The organism is Rhizobium lentis (genome assembly GCF_017352135.1).
In the GTDB taxonomy this organism is placed as follows: Bacteria; Pseudomonadota; Alphaproteobacteria; order Rhizobiales; family Rhizobiaceae; genus Rhizobium; species Rhizobium lentis.
This window is the reverse complement of the sequence record NZ_CP071455.1, coordinates 153,460-171,235: the sequence shown is the minus strand read 5'-3', so window position 1 is coordinate 171,235 and position 17,776 is coordinate 153,460. Positions and strand designations below refer to the sequence as shown.

The window sequence follows — 17,776 nt, the reverse complement described above, 5'->3', positions numbered from 1 at the left end:
GAAGCGCTTTCGTTCAAAATTGCGCAGTTACGTGGGAAAGAGATCATGCAGCCGAGTCTTGCTCTTCAAGATGATCAAGAGCACCTTCCGTCGCTTCTGGCAACGGATGCGAAGGAGTTATCCTATCAACTTCAGCAGCATCAGGCCAAAATCTTTCCCCCGCTCTCGCAAAAGACGATCAGGACGTTTTCTCCAGCGGAGGCCGCGGCCTTCATCGGCATTGGCGAAGGCTATCTGCGGCAGGTGGCGGCCGACGGCCACGGCCCGGATCCGCTCGCAAACGGACGCCGGCTCTATAGCGCAACCGACATGGACCGGATCCGCCGCGTTCTCGACGAGCGCAACGGAACGCCGAAATATGTGCCGGCTCGCAGGCCTGGCGAAAAGCTCCAGGTCGTCTCCGTGATGAATTTCAAGGGCGGCTCGGGCAAGACCACGACCGCGGCCCACTTCGCGCAATTCATGGCGCTCCGGGGCTACCGCGTGCTCGCGGTCGATCTCGACCCACAGGCCTCCTTGTCCGCCCTGTTCGGCCATCAGCCGGAGTTCGACGTCGGGGAGGGCGAAACGATCTATGGCGCGATCCGCTATGACGATCCGCGTCCTATAGCCGACATCGTGCGCGCCACCTACACGCCGAACCTGCATCTCATCCCCGGCAATCTCGAACTGATGGAATTCGAGCACGAGACGCCGAAGGCGATGGCATCGGGTACGGCGGAGACGATGTTCTTCGCCCGTATTGGCGAGGTCCTGACCGATATCGAGAGCCTCTACGACGTCGTCGTCATCGACTGCCCGCCGCAGCTCGGTTTCCTCACCATGTCAGCGCTTTGCGCCGCGACCTCGGTCCTGATCACTGTCCACCCGCAAATGCTTGACGTCATGTCGATGTCGCAGTTCCTGACGATGACCAGCGAATTGATGTCGGTCGTCGAGAAGGCCGGCGGGCGCACCAGCTATGACTGGATGCGTTATCTCGTGACGCGGTTCGAACCGAACGACGGTCCGCAGAGCCAGATGACCGGCTTCATGCGGGCGATTTTCGGCAATCGCATGCTCCACAATGCCATGGTGAAATCGACGGCCGTCGCCGACGCAGGGGTCACCAAGCAGACGCTCTACGAGGTCGAGCGGTCGCAATTCACGCGCGGAACCTATGATCGGGCGCTGGAGTCGCTGAACCTCGTGAATGGTGAGATCGAAGCGCATATTCGCTCCACCTGGGGAAGGAGATAGGATGGCGCGCAAGAACCTTATCGAAGTTTCAGCACCGAGCCCCGCACGGGTGGAAGCGGTCGCGCCGCGCGACAATCGCCCGATTGCCGGCTTCGTACCGCAGGAACGCAGCGGCGGGCCGGTCGGCGGCATCACCAAGACGCTCGGCAACATCACCGAGAAGATGGAACGTGCCAGCGAGTTGGAACGCCAGCTTGCCGCCGGCCAGATGATTGTCGAACTTGATCCCGGACTGATCGATGCTTCCTTCGTCAGCGATCGCCTGGCGATCGACGCGGCTGAACTCGCCGAACTCGTCCACCAGATCCGCGAGCATGGGCAGCAGGTCCCAATCCTCGTTCGTCCGCATCCGGAAGCCAAAGGCCGCTATCAGGTTGCCTATGGGCATCGCCGCCTGGCGGCCGCGAGAGAGATCGGCATCAGGGTGCGCGCGGTCGTCCGCGATCTCACCGATGGCCAGCTGGTCGTGAGCCAGGGGCAGGAAAACAGCGCCCGCACCAATCTTTCCTATATCGAACGGGCGCTCTTCGCGTCGCGGCTCGAGGAACGCGGTTTCAGCCGCGACGTCATCATGGCGGCGCTGAGCGTCGACAAGGCGGCGCTGTCGAGGATGCTGATCGTGATGCGGCAGGTGCCCTTGACGCTCATCAACGCCATAGGTGCTGCGCCTGAGATCGGTAGGCGGCGATGGCTAGAATTCGGCGAGCGGCTGGAGAAGGCCGATGTCGACAAGATCGTCGCGAAGTTGTCCGCGGACGACGCGGGCAGGATTTCGAGTGACGAGCGGTTCCATCGAGCATTCGCGCTGGCAACGAAGAAGGCGGCCGCGCCGAAGCTCGCAGCGGTCAAAGCAGAGGTCAGCGGCGTGCCGGTGACAGTCAAGAAGACAGCGTCCGGTGCCACCTTTGTTTTCGACGGCAAGAATGCGCCCGGTTTCGATCAATTCGTCCAGGAACGGCTGCAGGGCCTGTTCCAGGAGTTCAAAAAGCACAGAGGAGCGTAGCGCGCAAAAGAAAAAGGCCCCCAACGACGCCGTCGTGGAAGCCCTTCTCAGATCTTAAGCACATCGAGAATCGCATTTCCACGAATCACAGTCAAGCGTCTTAGGCACCAAATTGGTGGATGGTTTTCTTTTGCCTGAACGAAGGTGAAGGCAATGGAGAGTGGATATGTGACGACGCCCTTTGGGCGGCGGCCGATGTCGCTTGGCATGCTGGCAAACCAGCAACTGGCCGAGACGATCGAGCCGGGAATGAAACGCGGCAAATGGAAACTGTTTCGCGCGATCTGCGAAGCGCGGCCGGCGCTCGGCGTGACCGACCGGGCGCTGACGGTGCTCGATGCGCTTCTGACCTTCTACCCAGACGACGAGATTTCCGAGGAAAAAGGCCTGATAGTCTTTCCCTCGAACGCCCAGCTTTCGCTGCGTGCCCGAGGCATGACGCCGGCGACGCTGAGGCGGCACCTTGCGGTGCTGGTGGAGGCCGGCCTGATCCTGCGCAAAGACAGCCCGAACGGAAAGCGCTATGCGCGCCGCGACAGGGAAGGGGCCGTTGGTGAGGCTTTCGGCTTCAGCGTCGCTCCGTTGCTTGCCCGCGCTGTCGAGATCGAAACTCTGGCGGCCCAGGCGATTGCCGATCGGGAGCTCACCAGGGTGACGCGGGAACGCCTGACGGTCTGCCGTCGCGATATCTCCAAGCTGATTGCGGCGGCACTCGACGAAGCTGTTCCGGGCGACTGGGAGCGCATTTCGATGATGTTTCGCGCACTCGTTCTCAGAATTCCGCGCGTGGCGAGCGCGGAAGAATTGGCGCCGCTGCTCGACGAGATGGAACTGCTGCGTGAGGAAGTCGTCAACCTGCTGGAAAGACATATAAAAGTCAAAAAAGTAGACGCCAATGAGTCTCAAACTGAGCGCCACAAACAGAATTCAAACCCCAACTCCACATCTGAACTTGAACCAAGCTTCGAGACGAAGCAGGGCGCAAAGGCAGCGGTCGACAAGGACCCGGATGCCGGGCCGCGGGAAGAGCGGAGGCTGAAGCAGGCGGTAAAGTCTGCAGGGATGAACCCCGAAATATCAAGGGCGGCCGATCCGGCGGCGGGACATAGGCTGAAATCCTTCCCGCTCGGCCTCGTTCTCCAGGCCTGCCCACAAATTCTCGATTACGGGCCGGGCGGAACGATTGGCAACTGGCGCGATCTGATGTCGGCCGCCGTTATCGTCCGCTCGATGCTCGGCGTCAGCCCCTCGGCCTATGAGGAAGCCTGCGCCGGCATGGGGCCGGAGAACGCCGCGACAGTGATCGCCTGCATTCTGGAACGGGGCGGGCACATCAACTCGCCCGGCGGTTATCTCCGCGATTTGACCCGCAGGACCGAGCGAGGCGAATTTGCGATCGGTCCGATGCTGATGGCGCTGGTTCGGGCGAATGGTGGAGTGCGGCGCGATGCTGGCTGATGGACTTCGATTGCAGCGCAGTCAGCGCGGCGGCGCCGTACTTTCCCGAAGGATCAACTCGACTGGCCACAATTCATGGATCTCATCTGCGGCGCGCCCAGCGATAAGCTGTAGTGTCAGCTCGGCGCAACGAGTGCCTGCAGCACGCATGGAGGATCGCGTGCTCGAGAGCGACGGCACCATATTTTCAGCCGTCAGATAGGGAAAGACGTCGTCATGAGCGATGACGGAAACATCTTGTCCCACCGTCATCCCAAGCGAACGGACGGCACGGTAGACACCAAGCGCTGTCATGGTGGAACCGGCAACGATGGCGGTCGGGGCATTGGCGCTCTCCAGAAACGAGCGGGCATGGCGAAAGCCGCTTTCGTCGGAGAATTTATCGCAGACCATCAGGTTGGGATCTGCGGCGAGCCCACGCTCCTGATGGGCTATCCGAAAACCCTGCTCGCGATGGATGGAATAGGTCTTGCCCCGCAGGCCATTAATCATGCCAATGCGCCGGTGCCCGAGATCGAGCAGGTGCTCGGTGGCTCTGCGCACGGCATTTTCATTGTCGATATCGAGCCAGGCGTGAACGTGCTCGGTCTCCGAACGGCCGTGGACCAGGAAAGGCAGGCCTAGGTTGTTCAGCATTTCGATCCGCGGATCCCTGGGGCGGGGCGAATGGATGATCACCGCATCCACCCGGCGGCTTTCGACCAGGCGTCGGTAGGCCTGGATCTCGTCATCGTCATTGTGCGCGGTAATAGGCGTGATGAGAATATCCGTATCGGCCGTTTCCAGGCGCTGCGCCATCCCCGCCATGAACTCAGCGAAATGGATTTCTCCCGAGCGCCCCATCATGACGCCGATCGCTCCGGCTCGCCCGGTCTTTAGCCGCACGGCATTGATATCGGGGCGATAGCCAAGCCGCATCGCCTCGCTCGCAACCCGGGCGCGCGTGGCTTCGCTCACCTCGGGGTAGCCGCTGAGCGCACGGCTGACTGTCGTCGGAGAGAGCCCAAGCTGCTTTGCAAATTCACGCAGTTTCATCGGATGTCTTCTTTGTCCCGGCAAATCAATGGACGAAGTGTTGGCAATGCGCAACGGACAAGTGTCAGTTCGACCGAAATTGAAAGCGGTTTCAATTCATTGCTCCAAATGGCCGCCCCTGGAACTCAGAAAATACCGCCCTGACCCTATAAGTTTTGCCATTTATCAGTTAAAACACAACCAAAAGATGATGTTTATAATGACTTGACGCCTGCTTGACCTTCTGCAATGGTTTGGCGGCCAAATCGATTTCAATTTCTGGGAGGAGATCATGAAAACATTTGCCTTAGCCTTGTCAGTCCTCAGCGTCGCTCTCGCTGCCGGCCCAATCCATGCCGCTGAAATTTCGTTTGCCGCGAACACCACGGGGAAAAACGTCGAATTCCTTAACAAGCAGCTCGCAATTTTCGAGAAGAATACCGGCAATCACGTCAAGCTCGTCACCATGCCATCATCGAGCAGCGAGCAGTTTTCTCAATATCGCCTGTGGCTTGCGGCGGGAAACAAGGACATCGACGTCTATCAGACCGACGTGATCTGGGCGCCGCAGCTTGCCGACCAGTTTATCGATCTGAAGGACGCCACCAAGGACGTGGTCGACCAGTTCTTCCCGTCGATCATCGCCTCGCAGACTGTCAATGGCCGACTTGTGGCGCTACCTTTGTTTACAGATGCTCCGGCGCTGTTTTACCGAAAGGACCTGCTCGAGAAATACGGCAAGCAGCCGCCGAAGACCTGGGATGAGATGGCCGCAACCGCCAAGGAGATCCAGGACAAGGAACGTCAGGCCGGCCAGAAGGATCTCTGGGGTTACGTCTTCCAGGGCAATTCCTACGAGGGGCTCACCTGCAATGCGCTGGAATGGGTGAAGTCGTCGGGCGGCGGTCAGATCGTCGAGCCGGACGGGACGATCTCGATCAACAACGAGAAGGCGGCAGCAGCGCTTGAGCGCGCCAAGGGCTGGATCGGCACGATCTCGCCGCCCGGCGTGCTTGCCTATCAGGAAGAGGAATCGCGCGGCGTCTGGCAGACAGGCAACGCCGTCTTCATGCGCAACTGGCCCTATGCCTACTCCCTCGGTAACGGCGCCGACAGCGCCGTGAAAGGCAAGTTCGACGTGACGACGCTGCCGGTTGCAGCCACCGGCGACAAACCGTCTTCGACGCTCGGCGGCTGGAATCTGGCGGTTTCGAAATATTCCGAAAAACAGGAAGCAGCCATCGCGCTCGTAAAATTCCTGGCATCGAAGGACGTCCAAAAGGCCCGTGCCATCGAGCTGTCCAATCTGCCGACTCTGGCCGTTCTTTATGACGACAAGGATGTTGCCGCCGCGCAACCCTTCATGCCGAACTGGAAACCCATTTTCCAGGATGCGGTGCCGCGTCCTTCGGCGACAGCCAAGGTAAAGTACAACGAAGTCTCCTCGAAGTTCTGGACGGCAGTGCACAACACATTGTCGGGCAGCGGCTCGGCCGCCGAGAACCTCGAGCTTCTCGAAGCCGACCTGACGACCCTCATGGGCGACGCCTGGTGAGCATCGGGACCGGCGACCCCAGGTCGTCGGTCCAATCTCCGAGTGGCTGAACAGGAAGGCGTTTCATGACTGAAATCGTAGTTCCCCAAGCAGTTGAACCGCGGGTTTCCAATCTCAAAGCCTCTACGGAACTGCGATCAGAGCGCATTCGATCGGCCTGGGTGTTTCTGGCGCCGACGCTGTTGATCCTGGCAATTGTCGCCGGCTGGCCGCTGTTCAGAACGATTTATTTCAGTTTTACCAATGCGTCACTCAACGATCTTGGCAATGCCCAGTTCGTCGGCTTTGGCAATTATCTGTCTTGGGTGACACTGAAGAGCGGCAGGACCGTCTATCGCGGGCTGCTTGCCGATCCAGTCTGGTGGAACGCCGTCTGGAACACCGCCAAATTCACCTTCCTGTCGGTGACAATCGAGACCATGCTCGGCTTGATCGTCGCGCTGGTGCTGAACGCGCAGTTCGTCGGGCGTGGGATCGTTCGGGCCGCAATCCTCATCCCCTGGGCGATCCCGACGATCGTCTCGGCCAAGATGTGGGCCTGGATGCTCAATGACCAGTTCGGCATTCTCAATGATGTTCTGCTCGGCTTCGGCCTGATCAGCGAAAAAATCGCCTGGACCGCCAATCCGGAAACGGCGATGATCGCGGTCCTGATCGTCGACGTCTGGAAGACGACGCCCTTCATGGCGCTTCTGATCCTTGCCGGACTGCAGATGGTGCCGGGAGATATCTACGAAGCGGCCAAGATCGATGGCGTCAATCCAATAAAAGTTTTCTGGCGTCTGACGCTGCCGCTGATCCGGCCTGCCATCATGGTCGCCGTGATCTTCCGGATGCTGGATGCGATGCGCATCTTCGATCTGATCTATGTGCTGACGCCCAACAATGCGCAGACGAAGACCATGTCGGTCATGGCGCGTGAGAACCTGTTCGACTTCGACAAGTTCGCCTACGGCGCCACCGCGTCGACGGTGCTTTTCCTGATCATTGCTTCCGTCACCATCCTTTATATCTGGCTCGGCCGCGTCAGGCTCGGCGGGGAGGAACGCTGATGCTGCTTTCGATCGCCAGAAATACGCTATTCTATCTGCTCGTCACGATCATCGTCATCATTGCGATATTTCCGTTCTACTATGCGATCCTCACGAGCCTGAAGACCGGCACGGCCCTTTTCAAAGTTGACTACTGGCCGACCTCGATTTCCTTCGGCAACTATGCTTCCGTGATGGGCCAGGGCGGCTTCGTCCGCAGTCTCGCGAATTCCGCGATGATCGCCTGCGTCGTGGTTTCAGCTTCGCTGTTGCTTTCGATCACCGCTTCGTTTGCTTTGGCCCGGGTGCATTTCCGCGGACGGGCACTGTTGATGCTGACCATCCTCTCGGTGTCGATGTTTCCCCAGATTGCCGTCCTTGCGGGCCTCTTCGAACTCATTCGCTGGATCGGCATCTTCAACACGCCGTTCGCGCTGATCTTTTCCTACATGATCTTCACACTGCCGTTCACCGTCTGGGTGCTGACCACCTTCATGCGCGAACTGCCGATCGAGATCGAGGAGGCGGCAATCGTCGACGGCGCCTCGCCATGGGTCATTGTCACCCAGGTGTTCATGCCGCTGATGTGGCCAGCGCTGGTGACGACCGGGCTGCTCGCCTTCATCACCGCCTGGAATGAGTTCCTTTTCGCGCTGACGTTCACATCGTCTGATACGCAACGAACCGTGCCGGTTGCCATCGCGCTGCTGTCGGGCAACAGCGAATTCGAAATTCCCTGGGGCAACATCATGGCTGCTTCGGTGATCGTCACCGTTCCGGTTGTCGTGCTTGTCTTGATATTCCAGCGCCGGATCATTTCCGGGCTGACCGCCGGCGGCGTCAAGGGTTGAGGAGCAGAACATGGCAGAGATCAGACTGGAGAATATCCGCAAGAGCTTCGGCGCTTTCGAGGTGATCAAAGGCGTGACGATGAACATCCGCCGGGGCGAGTTCATGGTCTTCGTGGGGCCTTCGGGATGCGGCAAGTCCACCTTGCTTAGGCTTATCTCCGGCCTCGAGGACATTACGTCGGGAACGCTCGCCTTCGACAACGTGATGGTGAACCAGCACGCGCCCTCGAAGAGAGGGATAGCTATGGTGTTCCAGTCCTACGCGCTCTATCCGCATATGACGGTTTTCGACAACATGGCTTTCGGCATGAAGCTGTCGGGACGCACAAAGGACGAATGTCGAAAGCGCGTCGAACAGGCGGCTGGCATGCTGCAGCTTTCATCCTACCTGGAGCGCCTGCCGCGGCAGCTTTCCGGCGGGCAGCGTCAGCGCGTTGCCATCGGCCGGGCAATCGTGCGCGATCCCAAGGTTTTTCTCTTCGATGAGCCGCTGTCCAACCTCGATGCGGCACTTCGCGTCGCGACGAGGCTTGAGATCGCGAAGCTTCATCGCAGCATGCACGGCACGACAATGATCTATGTGACGCATGATCAAGTCGAGGCCATGACGCTGGCCGACCGGATCTGCGTGCTGAGGGATGGCGTCGTCGAGCAGATCGGCACGCCGCTGGAACTCTACGAAAGCCCTAATTCGGTCTTCGTTGCCGGCTTCATCGGTTCGCCGAAAATGAACTTTCTCTCAGGCGAACTGGCGCAGCCTTATGGCAGCCATACGATCGGCGTGCGCGCAGAGCATATTCGCATCGCGCCCGAGTCGCCTGTTTGGAACGGCACGGTCATCCACTCGGAAATCCTCGGTTCCGACAGCTTCGTCTATGTGGATATAGGGACGGACGAGCCGCTCGTCGTGCGAGAGGCGGGCGTCTCCCGTCACGAGCCGGGCCGGACACTCGGCCTCGCCCCGCTTGCCGGCCACGTCCACCGTTTCGATCGTTCGGGCAGGGCGCTCGAGCGTCACTCTGTGCAGGCTGCCTGACCTTCCCAGGAACGATGTTCCTCCCAAGACTCGATCCGCTCGCAATACAAGGAGAAAACGACGTGACCATACGCACCGTTGTGTGGGGTGAAAACATCCACGAGACCACCAATGAGATCGTCCGGGGCATCTATCCCGAGGGTATGCACACGACGATCGCCAATGCGTTGAATACCGACCCGGGCATCTCGGCGACCACGGCGACGCTGCAGGAGCCGGAGCATGGCTTAAGCGAAGCCCGTCTTGCCGAAACCGACGTGCTGACCTGGTGGGGCCACAAGGATCACGGCGCTGTCTCCGACGTCGTCGTCGAGCGCGTCGCCAAGCGTGTCTGGGAGGGCATGGGCCTTCTGGTTCTGCATTCCGGCCATTTCTCCAAGATCTTCAAGCGGCTGATGGGCACGCCCTGCGCGCTGAAATGGCGCGAGGCGGGCGAGCGCGAGCGGCTGTGGACGATCAATCCCCGCCATCCGATCGCCGCCGGCATCGGCGAGCATTTCGAGCTGGAGAACGAGGAAATGTATGGCGAGCAGTTCTCGGTGCCGGAGCCGCTCGAAACGGTATTCATCTCCTGGTTCCAGGGCGGCGAGGTGTTCCGCTCGGGCCTGACCTGGCGCCGCGGCGCCGGCAACATTTTCTATTTCCGCCCCGGCCACGAGACCTATCCGACCTATTACGACGCCACTATCCAGAAGGTGCTGATCAACGGCGTCAAGTGGGCCTATAACCCTGAAGGCGCGTTGACCGGCATCACCGAGGCTCCGAATGTGCCGGTAGAAAAGGCACTGGAACCGATCGTCGAACGCGGACCGAAACTGCACCAGGCCGGCGAAGCCGGTTATCGCTGAATTCGAAAAACGACCATGAGGACAAAAATGCGCTTGATCATTCTCGGAACCGGAGGATGGGCAAATACCCATGCCATGAACTTCTCGGAAATCGCCGGCGTCAAAATCGTTGCCGCCGTCGATACGGATGAGGTGCGGCTGCGGGCCTTCGCGCTCAGGCACAGTATCCCGCTGACTTTCACCTCGCTCGACGACGCCCTTGCCTGGGGCGAGTTCGATGCCGTGACCAATGTGACGCCGGATCGTGCGCACTACGCCACGACGATGAAGATACTCGCCGCCGGCAAGCATGTGCTCTGCGAGAAGCCGCTGGCGGTCAACTACCGCGAAGCCAAGGAGATGGCCGACGCCGCGGCGGCGTCCGGCAAGGTCACGATGGTGAACCTCACCTATCGTAACGTCGCGCCGCTGCAAGCTGCACGAAAGATGGTACTTGAAGGGCGTCTCGGCGCCATCCGCCATTTCGAAGCGTCCTATCTCCAAAGTTGGCTGGTCTCAAAGGCCTGGGGCGACTGGACCAAAGAGTCGCAATGGCTTTGGCGCCTGTCGACGAAGCACGGCTCCAATGGCGTGCTTGGCGATGTCGGTATCCACATTCTCGACTTCGCGGTTTTTGCCGCCGGAAGCGATGTCAAGGCGGCGGCATCGCATCTCAAGGTTTTCGACAAGAGCCCCGGGAACCGGATCGGAGAATATGAGCTCGATGCAAATGACAGCTTCCTGATGATGGCCGAACTCGAAAACGGCGCGGCTGGCGTCATTCATGCAACGCGCTGGGCAACCGGTCATCTGAACGAATTGCGCCTGCGGCTGCATGGAGACAAGGGCGCGCTGGAGGTGGTTCATACGCCTGAAGGCTCGACCCTCAGGGTCTGTGAAGGCGCTGATGCCGATAAGGCGATCTGGCGCAAGATCGAGGTTGAGCCGGTCATTTCCAATTTCCAGCGATTTGCAAACGCCGTGCAAAAGGGGGAGCCGGATGAGCCGGGTTTCGGCCATGCCGCCAAGTTGCAATTTGTTCTTGATCACGCAGTCAAGACGGCCGGTGCCCTGACTGAGCTTTAGGCTCTTCGCAGGGCGGTCGGGCTCGTTACATGCGTTGGTTCAACTCGTCTTCACTGATGCCGAAGTGCTCGAGGATGATGCCGACGTTCCTGCGGTGAGACTTGAAATAGACATCGAAGAGATCACCGATCAGCGGAACCGTGCCGCAGGCCGCGTCGACGCCGAGATTGACCGCCATGCGGGCGAGTTTATGGGCGGGAAGGCCGAGACGCCTTGCCTCGTCAATGATGAAAAGACCGACGAGGGAACCGGCAACGTCGCCGACGGCGGGGATGAGACCGAGAACCGAGTCCGCGCCGATCCGGACGCCGAAAGGCAATCTGACTGCGGTGTCCATGAGGCGAGCGATCGCCGCAGCGCGGCGGATTCTGCCGAGTTCGGCGGCGGTAGGGTATCTCATGGCATTGGAACCTGGCATCTGCGGCCCGGGCGAGCGACGGATCGCTGCGCTTCCATCATGAATGCAGGGATGCCTTCCATCGTCCGAAGCTGCGTGTACTTGATGCGATCGAAAGCGTTTTCCATGGCGGTGGAACGCCGCAAACCCGATAAGGTTCGTGCGGCGCTCCGAAGATCATCTCGCGTCGGGGACGACGACCAGCTTGCCTACAAAATTCTTTGCCATGAATTCGGCCTGCGCCCGGTGGAAGTCCGACAGCGGATAGACGCCGCCGACGAGGGGCCGGATTTTGCGGCTTTCGATATAGCCGACGAGCCTGCGGAAATCGGCGCGGCTCCCCTGGCTCGATCCGTGCAGCTCGAGCTGTTTCAGATACATGGTCCGCAGATCGAGCTGGACAACGGGGCCGGCGATCGCGCCGGCCGTGGTATAGCGGCCTTCCGGGCGCAGAACCTTCAGAAGATCGTTGAACAGCGGTCCGCCGACCAGATCGGCGACGACGTCGATTGGCTGGCCACGCGTTGCGGAATGGACTGCTTCGACAAGATCGCCCTTGCCCCGGGTTACGACGGCTTCAGCGCCGATATCGATCATTGCCGCCTCCTTGCCGGGACCTGCGATCGCGATCGGGATGGCGCCGCGAGCGCGAGCGAGCTGGATGATCGCTGAACCGACGCCGCCCGAAGCGCCGGTGACGAGTACGCGCTCGCCGGCGACGAGTCTTGCCCGCTCCAGCATTCGTTCGCCGGTCAGATAGGCGCAGCAGAAGGTGGCGAGCTCGACATCGGTCAGATCGGTTGCGACGACATGGGCGTTCTCGGCAGGCAGCGCCATGTATTCGGCGTAGCCGCCATCCCGCCCGTGGCCGATGTAATCGATATCGGCAAGGCTGTCGTCGTCGCGATTATAGATCGAGAAGTCGACCATGACGCGTTCGCCGATGCGTCTGGAATCAACGCCCGAACCGACGCCGACGATACGACCGACGGTATCGGTGCCCTGGATGCGCGGGAATGTCAGCGTGTTTCCCTGCCTGCGCCAGGTGGAGACGGCGGAAGGGTCATCCTCTGTGCCGTAGGCGCCTTCGCGCACCCAGACGTCGGTATTGTTCATGCCGCAGGCGGTGACACGGATCAGCACCTCGCCCGCCGCTGGGGTCGGGACAGGTACATCCGTTTCATAGATGAGCTTTTCCAGGCCGCCATGGCCGGTGAGCAATACCGCCGCCATCTTCTCCGGGATCGTCATTGGGGCTCTCCTTCTCAGATGGCTTTGAAAACGCTCTCGATTGCGTCCGCGGCCGCCTCGACGACGAGGTCTGCTTCTTCGCGGGTGAGGCAGAGCGGCGGAGCGAATCCGAGAATATCGCCCTGCGGCATGGCGCGGCCGATGACGCCGCGTTCGAGAAGGGCGGATGCGACCTGCGGGCCGATCTTGCGCCCGGGATCGAAGAACCTGCAATCGTCCCTGTTCGCGACGAACTCGACTGCCGCCATCAGACCGTCGCCTCGGACCTCGCCGACGTTCCGATGGCCGCCCACCGCCTCTTGCAATCGCGACCGGAAATAGGTGCCGATCGTACCGGCATTGTCGACGATGCCGAGCTCGTCGATCAGTTCCAGATTGGCGATGCCTGCGGCAGCGCAGATCGGATGGGCGGAATAGGTCCAGCCATGGCCTATTGCGCCAAGCTGATCGGAACCCTGCACCAGCACCTGCCACATCTTGTTCGAAACGATCGAGCCGGAAAGCGGAGCATAGGCCGAGGTCAGGCCCTTGGCGATGGTGATCAAGTCCGGCTTCATGCCGTAGTGATCCGAGCCGAACATCGTGCCGAGGCGGCCGAAGCCGGTGACGACCTCGTCTGCGACCAGCAGGATATCGTATTTGTCGAGCACCGCCTGGATCTTCTGCCAGTAGCCTCGCGGGGGCGGGACGATGCCGCCGGTGCCGAGGATTGGTTCGCCGATGAAGGCCGCGATGGTATCTGGCCCCTCGGCGAGAATCATCTCCTCCAGCCTGTCGGCGCAATATTGCGAGAATTGCTCTTCACTCATCGACCGGTCGGGCCGGCGGAAATAATAGGGCGCTTCAGTATGAAGGATCGGGGCGCGCGGCAGATCGAAGGCATTATGGAAAAGCGCAAGACCGGTGAGGCTGCCGGTCATAACGCCGGAGCCGTGATAACCACGCCAGCGCGAGATGATCTTCTTCTTTTCCGGCCGGCCGAGAATGTTGTTGTAATACCAGATGAGCTTGATGTTGGTTTCGTTGGCATCCGAGCCGGAAAGGCCGAAATAGACGCGGCTCATGCCGGCTGGCGCCCGGTCGATAATCATTTTCGCAAGCGTAATCGAGGCTTCAGTGCCGTGGCCGACATAAGCGTGGTAATAGGCGAGGTTTTTCGCCTGTTCGGCAATGGCATCAGCAATCTCCTGACGGCCATAGCCGACATTGACGCAATATAGTCCGGCAAAGGCATCGAGGCTTTTGCGGCCGCTCGTGTCGGTGATGTAGACGCCTTCGCCATCGGCGACGACGCGCGTCGGAGTCTCGCCGCGCGCATGCATGCCCATATGGGTTGAGGGATGAAAGAAGTGGTCGCGATCCCACGCGGTGAGTTCGTTGCTTTTGTCGAGCATGTCCTGTCCTCTTCTAAAATGGGCGCTCAGGCGGCAGTGTCGATGCAGAGATATTTGAGCTCGGTGAAGGCCTCGAGCCCATGACGGGAGCCTTCACGGCCGAGACCGGACTGTTTCCAGCCGCCGAATGGAATGGGGCCACCGGTGATTTTCACGCGATTGACCGCCACCATCCCGTATTCCAGAGCGCGGCCGAGGCGCATCTGGCGGGCGCCATTCTCGGTGACGACATAGGCAACGAGGCCATACTCGGTATCGTTGGCACGGGCGACGACCTCTTCTTCCGTGTCGAAGGTGGCAAGCGCTGCTACAGGCCCGAAGGTCTCCTCGCGCATGATCAGCGCATTCGCCGGCACATCCGTCAAAAGCGTCGGCTGATAGAAGAGCGGGCCGGCTTTGTGGCGGTTGCCACCGGTAACGAGTCTGGCGCCACGGGCCAAGGCGTCGGCGACCTGGTCCTCGACCTTGGCGACGGCGCGTTCATGCATCAGCGGCCCGATCTCGTTTTCAGCCTCGACGCCTGCGCCGACCTTCAGTTCGCCAATGCGCGCGGCGAAAGCCTTGGTAAAAGCATCGGCGATGCGTCGCTGGACGAAGATCCGGTTGGCGGCAAGGCAGTCCTGGCCGGATGTGGCAAATTTGGCACCGATAGCAATCTCGACGGCTTTTGCGACATCGGCATCGTCGAAGACAACCAGCGGCGCATGGCCGCCGAGTTCCATTACCAGCCGCTTCATGGTCGGCACGCACTGGGCGGCGATCAGTCGGCCAACCTCGGTCGAACCAGTGAAGCTCATGGCGCGCAGGCGGTTGTCGCTGCACATCCGTCCGACGATCGTTGCGGCATGGCCGGTGACCACATTGAAGACGCCGGCGGGAATGCCGGCCCGTTCGCCGAGCTCGGCAAGCGCGAGGGCCGAAAGCGGCGTTTCCGAGGACGGGTGGGCGACAACCGTGCAGCCTGCGGCAAGTGCTGCCGCCGCCTTGCGGGTGAGCATGGCGGAAGGGAAATTCCAGGGCGTGACGACGCCGACGACGCCAAGCGGCTCGCGCCGGACGATCATTTCCGCACCGGCCAAATGGCTGGTGACGCTTTCGGTGTTCAGCCGCTTGCCTTCTTCGGCATACCACTCGAGGAAGGAGGCGGCGTAATCGATCTCACCACGCGCCTCCGCGAGCGGCTTGCCCTGTTCGAGCGTCATAATCAGCGCCAGATCTTCCCTGGCGGCGAGGATCAGCGCGTGCCATTTACGCAGGATTGTCGCACGGTGCTGCGGCAGCATGGCGCGCCACGCGGCAAGCGCCTCCGATGCCGCATCGATGGCCGTTGCCGTTTCCTCCGCACCGAGGCTCGCAACCCAGGCCAGCGTTGCCGATGAGGCCGGATCGGTCACGGCGAAACTTTTGCTTGTCTCTGCGGCAGTCCAGCGGCCGCCGACATAGGCGAGATCGCGCAAGAGATGACGGTCGGCAAGCCGCGACAGCGCATCATGATAGGCGGGGCGGGCCAAAACGGCGGTCATGTCCAATCTCCTCGTGGTGTTGACGCAAGTCTTCCATGAGAGCAGGCGAGAGATTGTCCATTGCCGATGGTCCAAAGAGACAGACGGTCTAAAGCTCGGCCGCCTCCTGGAGAGATTGTCTACGAGGCGCTCTGTTCCTCGCCGGATGCGGCGAAGGACGAGAGCGGGAGGACGGTATCTTCCTTCACTGTCTTGGTGACGATGTAGGTGAAGTAGCGGTCGATACCGAGTTCACGGTCGAGGAGTCCGTCGACGAGCCGTTGATAGGCATCAATATCGGTTGCGATGATCTTCAGAATATAATCGACGCCGCCTCCGACCGACCAGCAGGCGACGATCTGCGGAGTTGCGGCAACGGCCCGCTCGAAGCGCTCGAAATCGGCCTGGCGATGATTGGCGAGCGTCACTTCCATCATCACGCTGGCCACCGGCGCGATCCGCCGCGGGGCGATCCGGGCGTGATAGCCGGTGATGATGCCCGCCTTTTCGAGCTTGCGCAGGCGCAGCCAGCACGGTGTCGGCGACAGGCCAGCCTTTTCGGCAAGGGCCAGCTTTGTGATGCGGCCGTTGCGCTGGACGGCGTCGAGAATGCGCAGGTCGATGGCGTCGAGCTTCATGGTGCTTCTTCGGAAAGAAATCATTTCAAACGCAGCGAAAAGACAATGGAAGCGCATTTTGGCATTGTCAATTGAACTGATTTTCAGCAGTGTTGAAATCATGACAAATTGGCGCCCCGATCCCTCGCAACTCCGCCGGCCTGCCTATCTCTCGCTCGCCGAGCAGATCGCCAACGCCATCACCGACGGCAAGCTCTCCGACGGCACGCAATTGCCGCCGCATCGCAAGCTGGCGGATGATCTGCATCTTTCCGTACAGACGGTGAGCCGCGCCTATGACGAGTTGAGTCGCCGCGGGCTGATATCAGGCGAGATCGGACGCGGCAGCTTCGTGCAGACGCGCCCGCGGGAGCCAGAGCCGCCTTATCTGCCGGAGCGGCTGGGGGAGGTGATCGATCTTTCGATCCTGAAACCGGTCTGCGAGCAGATCCATCTGGAAAGGCTGCGCCAGGCCTTTGGCTGGCTCTCGGAGAATTTGCCTTCAAGCTCGGCCCTGTCGTTTCGGCCGAACATGGTCTTTCCCCGCCATCGCTCCGTTGCCACCGAATGGCTGGCGCGCTGCGGGCTCGACCTATCGCCGCTGAACATCAGCCTGACGAATGGCGCGACCTCGGGCATGACGGTGGCGCTGATGAGCGTCGCCCCGCCGGGTTCCACGATTGCGACCGAGGCAATCAGCCATCATACGCTGGTGCCGCTTTCCACCTATCTCGGGCTGCACCTTGAGGGGCTGGCGATCGACGAGGAGGGCATGATTCCCGAAGCCCTGGACGAGGCCTGCCGGACAGGGCCAATCAGGGCGATTTTCCTGCAGCCTTCGGTGATCAATCCCATGGCCGCCCTGATGAGCGCCGAACGCCGGCAGGCACTTGCCGCAGTGGCCGCCAAGCACGACATAGCGATCATCGAAAATGACATTCTCGGCCCAATGGTCGATGACCGCCCGCCGCCGATCGCCGCCTTCGCGCCGGAGCGCACGCTCTACGTCACGAGTTTCACGAAAATCACCGTTCCCGGGCTCAGGATCGGCTATCTCGCAGCCCCCGACCGCTATGTCGCCGCCGTCGCCAACCGGCATCTGGTCTCCAGCTGGATGGCCACACCTGCGATGGCCGAGATCGCCACCCGCTGGGTCAGTGACGGCACGGCGATGGAACTGGTCAACTGGCAGCGCCGCGCCCTCGTTGGGCGCCATGCGATCGCGGCGGAGACGCTGGCCGGCCTCTCCTATCGGACGCACCCGCAGAGTCTGCATGTATGGCTGCCGCTTTCCGGCAGCCATACGGAGGATGGTTTCGTGTCACAGGCAAGGCTTCGCGGCGTAGCGATCGCCCCGGGAAAATCCTTTCACACGGCCGATCACGGCTGGACGCCGGCGGTGCGCATCTCGCTCGGCTCGACGACGGAAGGCGAGCTGCGGACGGGGCTGGGGATCGTTGCCTCACTGGCGCAAGGAAATCCGGAAGAATTGTTGCTCGCAATTTGACGCCGGCG

The 17,776-nt window shown here is 61.0% G+C and carries 16 protein-coding genes; 10 read left to right on the top strand and 6 right to left on the bottom strand.

What is annotated here, in order from left to right:
• The first annotated feature begins 45 nt into the window (after window positions 1–45).
• The 3 genes from repA (at window position 46) to repC (ending at window position 3,700) form a co-directional block, all read left to right on the top strand.
• A complete protein-coding gene (gene repA / locus J0663_RS23005) occupies window positions 46–1,239 on the top strand; it encodes a plasmid partitioning protein RepA (RefSeq protein WP_207245228.1) in 1,194 nt (397 codons plus the stop codon).
• A 1-nt stretch (window position 1,240) separates the two neighbouring features.
• On the top strand, window positions 1,241–2,242 hold the full coding sequence (gene repB, locus J0663_RS23000; protein ID WP_207245227.1) for a plasmid partitioning protein RepB: 1,002 nt from the start codon (window positions 1,241–1,243) through the stop codon (window positions 2,240–2,242).
• A gap of 153 nt (window positions 2,243–2,395) precedes the next feature.
• Window positions 2,396–3,700, top strand: coding sequence for a plasmid replication protein RepC (repC, locus tag J0663_RS22995; protein ID WP_207245226.1), 1,305 nt, complete (start codon window positions 2,396–2,398; stop codon window positions 3,698–3,700).
• A gap of 21 nt (window positions 3,701–3,721) precedes the next feature.
• Here repC and J0663_RS22990 read toward each other — a convergent pair whose 3' ends face one another.
• On the bottom strand, window positions 3,722–4,735 hold the full coding sequence (locus J0663_RS22990; RefSeq protein ID WP_207245225.1) for a substrate-binding domain-containing protein: 1,014 nt from the start codon (window positions 4,733–4,735) through the stop codon (window positions 3,722–3,724).
• Between the two features lie 271 nt (window positions 4,736–5,006).
• On the opposite strand from J0663_RS22990, the gene J0663_RS22985 reads away from it, so the two are divergent.
• The 6 genes from J0663_RS22985 to J0663_RS22960 all read left to right on the top strand — a co-directional run bounded on the left by J0663_RS22985 (window position 5,007) and on the right by J0663_RS22960 (window position 11,100).
• Window positions 5,007–6,269, top strand: coding sequence for an ABC transporter substrate-binding protein (locus tag J0663_RS22985; RefSeq protein ID WP_207245221.1), 1,263 nt, complete (start codon window positions 5,007–5,009; stop codon window positions 6,267–6,269).
• Between the two features lie 65 nt (window positions 6,270–6,334).
• The gene (locus J0663_RS22980; protein ID WP_207245220.1) at window positions 6,335–7,321 is read left to right on the top strand and encodes a carbohydrate ABC transporter permease; all 987 of its coding nucleotides are present in this window, start codon (window positions 6,335–6,337) and stop codon (window positions 7,319–7,321) included.
• Window positions 7,321–8,151: a carbohydrate ABC transporter permease gene (locus J0663_RS22975; RefSeq protein WP_207245218.1), complete on the top strand. Its 831-nt coding sequence runs from the start codon at window positions 7,321–7,323 to the stop codon at window positions 8,149–8,151. The genes J0663_RS22980 and J0663_RS22975 overlap by 1 nt, the downstream gene beginning before the upstream one ends.
• A 10-nt stretch (window positions 8,152–8,161) precedes the next feature.
• The gene (locus tag J0663_RS22970; RefSeq protein ID WP_207245216.1) at window positions 8,162–9,187 is read left to right on the top strand and encodes an ABC transporter ATP-binding protein; all 1,026 of its coding nucleotides are present in this window, start codon (window positions 8,162–8,164) and stop codon (window positions 9,185–9,187) included.
• A gap of 62 nt (window positions 9,188–9,249) precedes the next feature.
• Window positions 9,250–10,035: a ThuA domain-containing protein gene (locus J0663_RS22965; protein ID WP_207245208.1), complete on the top strand. Its 786-nt coding sequence runs from the start codon at window positions 9,250–9,252 to the stop codon at window positions 10,033–10,035.
• Window positions 10,036–10,062: 27 nt separating this feature from the next.
• Window positions 10,063–11,100: a Gfo/Idh/MocA family protein gene (locus J0663_RS22960; protein WP_207245205.1), complete on the top strand. Its 1,038-nt coding sequence runs from the start codon at window positions 10,063–10,065 to the stop codon at window positions 11,098–11,100.
• A 25-nt stretch (window positions 11,101–11,125) separates the two neighbouring features.
• Here J0663_RS22960 and J0663_RS22955 read toward each other — a convergent pair whose 3' ends face one another.
• The 5 genes from J0663_RS22955 to J0663_RS22935 all read right to left on the bottom strand — a co-directional run bounded on the left by J0663_RS22955 (window position 11,126) and on the right by J0663_RS22935 (window position 16,282).
• Entirely contained in the window at window positions 11,126–11,500 is a 375-nt protein-coding gene (locus tag J0663_RS22955) for a DUF4112 domain-containing protein (RefSeq protein WP_375337002.1), read from the bottom strand.
• Between the two features lie 174 nt (window positions 11,501–11,674).
• Window positions 11,675–12,748 carry an alcohol dehydrogenase family protein gene (locus J0663_RS22950; RefSeq protein WP_207245203.1) on the bottom strand — a complete coding sequence of 358 codons (1,074 nt, stop codon included), beginning with the start codon at window positions 12,746–12,748 and terminating at the stop codon, window positions 11,675–11,677.
• A gap of 14 nt (window positions 12,749–12,762) precedes the next feature.
• Window positions 12,763–14,142: an aspartate aminotransferase family protein gene (locus J0663_RS22945; RefSeq protein WP_207245201.1), complete on the bottom strand. Its 1,380-nt coding sequence runs from the start codon at window positions 14,140–14,142 to the stop codon at window positions 12,763–12,765.
• A 26-nt stretch (window positions 14,143–14,168) separates the two neighbouring features.
• Window positions 14,169–15,665: an NAD-dependent succinate-semialdehyde dehydrogenase gene (locus tag J0663_RS22940; RefSeq protein ID WP_207245199.1), complete on the bottom strand. Its 1,497-nt coding sequence runs from the start codon at window positions 15,663–15,665 to the stop codon at window positions 14,169–14,171.
• A gap of 119 nt (window positions 15,666–15,784) precedes the next feature.
• Window positions 15,785–16,282 (bottom strand): Lrp/AsnC family transcriptional regulator, encoded by a 498-nt coding sequence (locus J0663_RS22935; protein WP_207245198.1) that lies wholly within the window; start codon window positions 16,280–16,282, stop codon window positions 15,785–15,787.
• 100 nt (window positions 16,283–16,382) lie between these two features.
• Here J0663_RS22935 and ehuR point away from each other — a divergent pair, with 100 nt between their 5' ends.
• Entirely contained in the window at window positions 16,383–17,768 is a 1,386-nt protein-coding gene (gene ehuR / locus J0663_RS22930; RefSeq protein WP_207245197.1) for a MocR-like ectoine utilization transcription factor EhuR, read from the top strand.
• The last annotated feature ends 8 nt before the right edge of the window (window positions 17,769–17,776 follow it).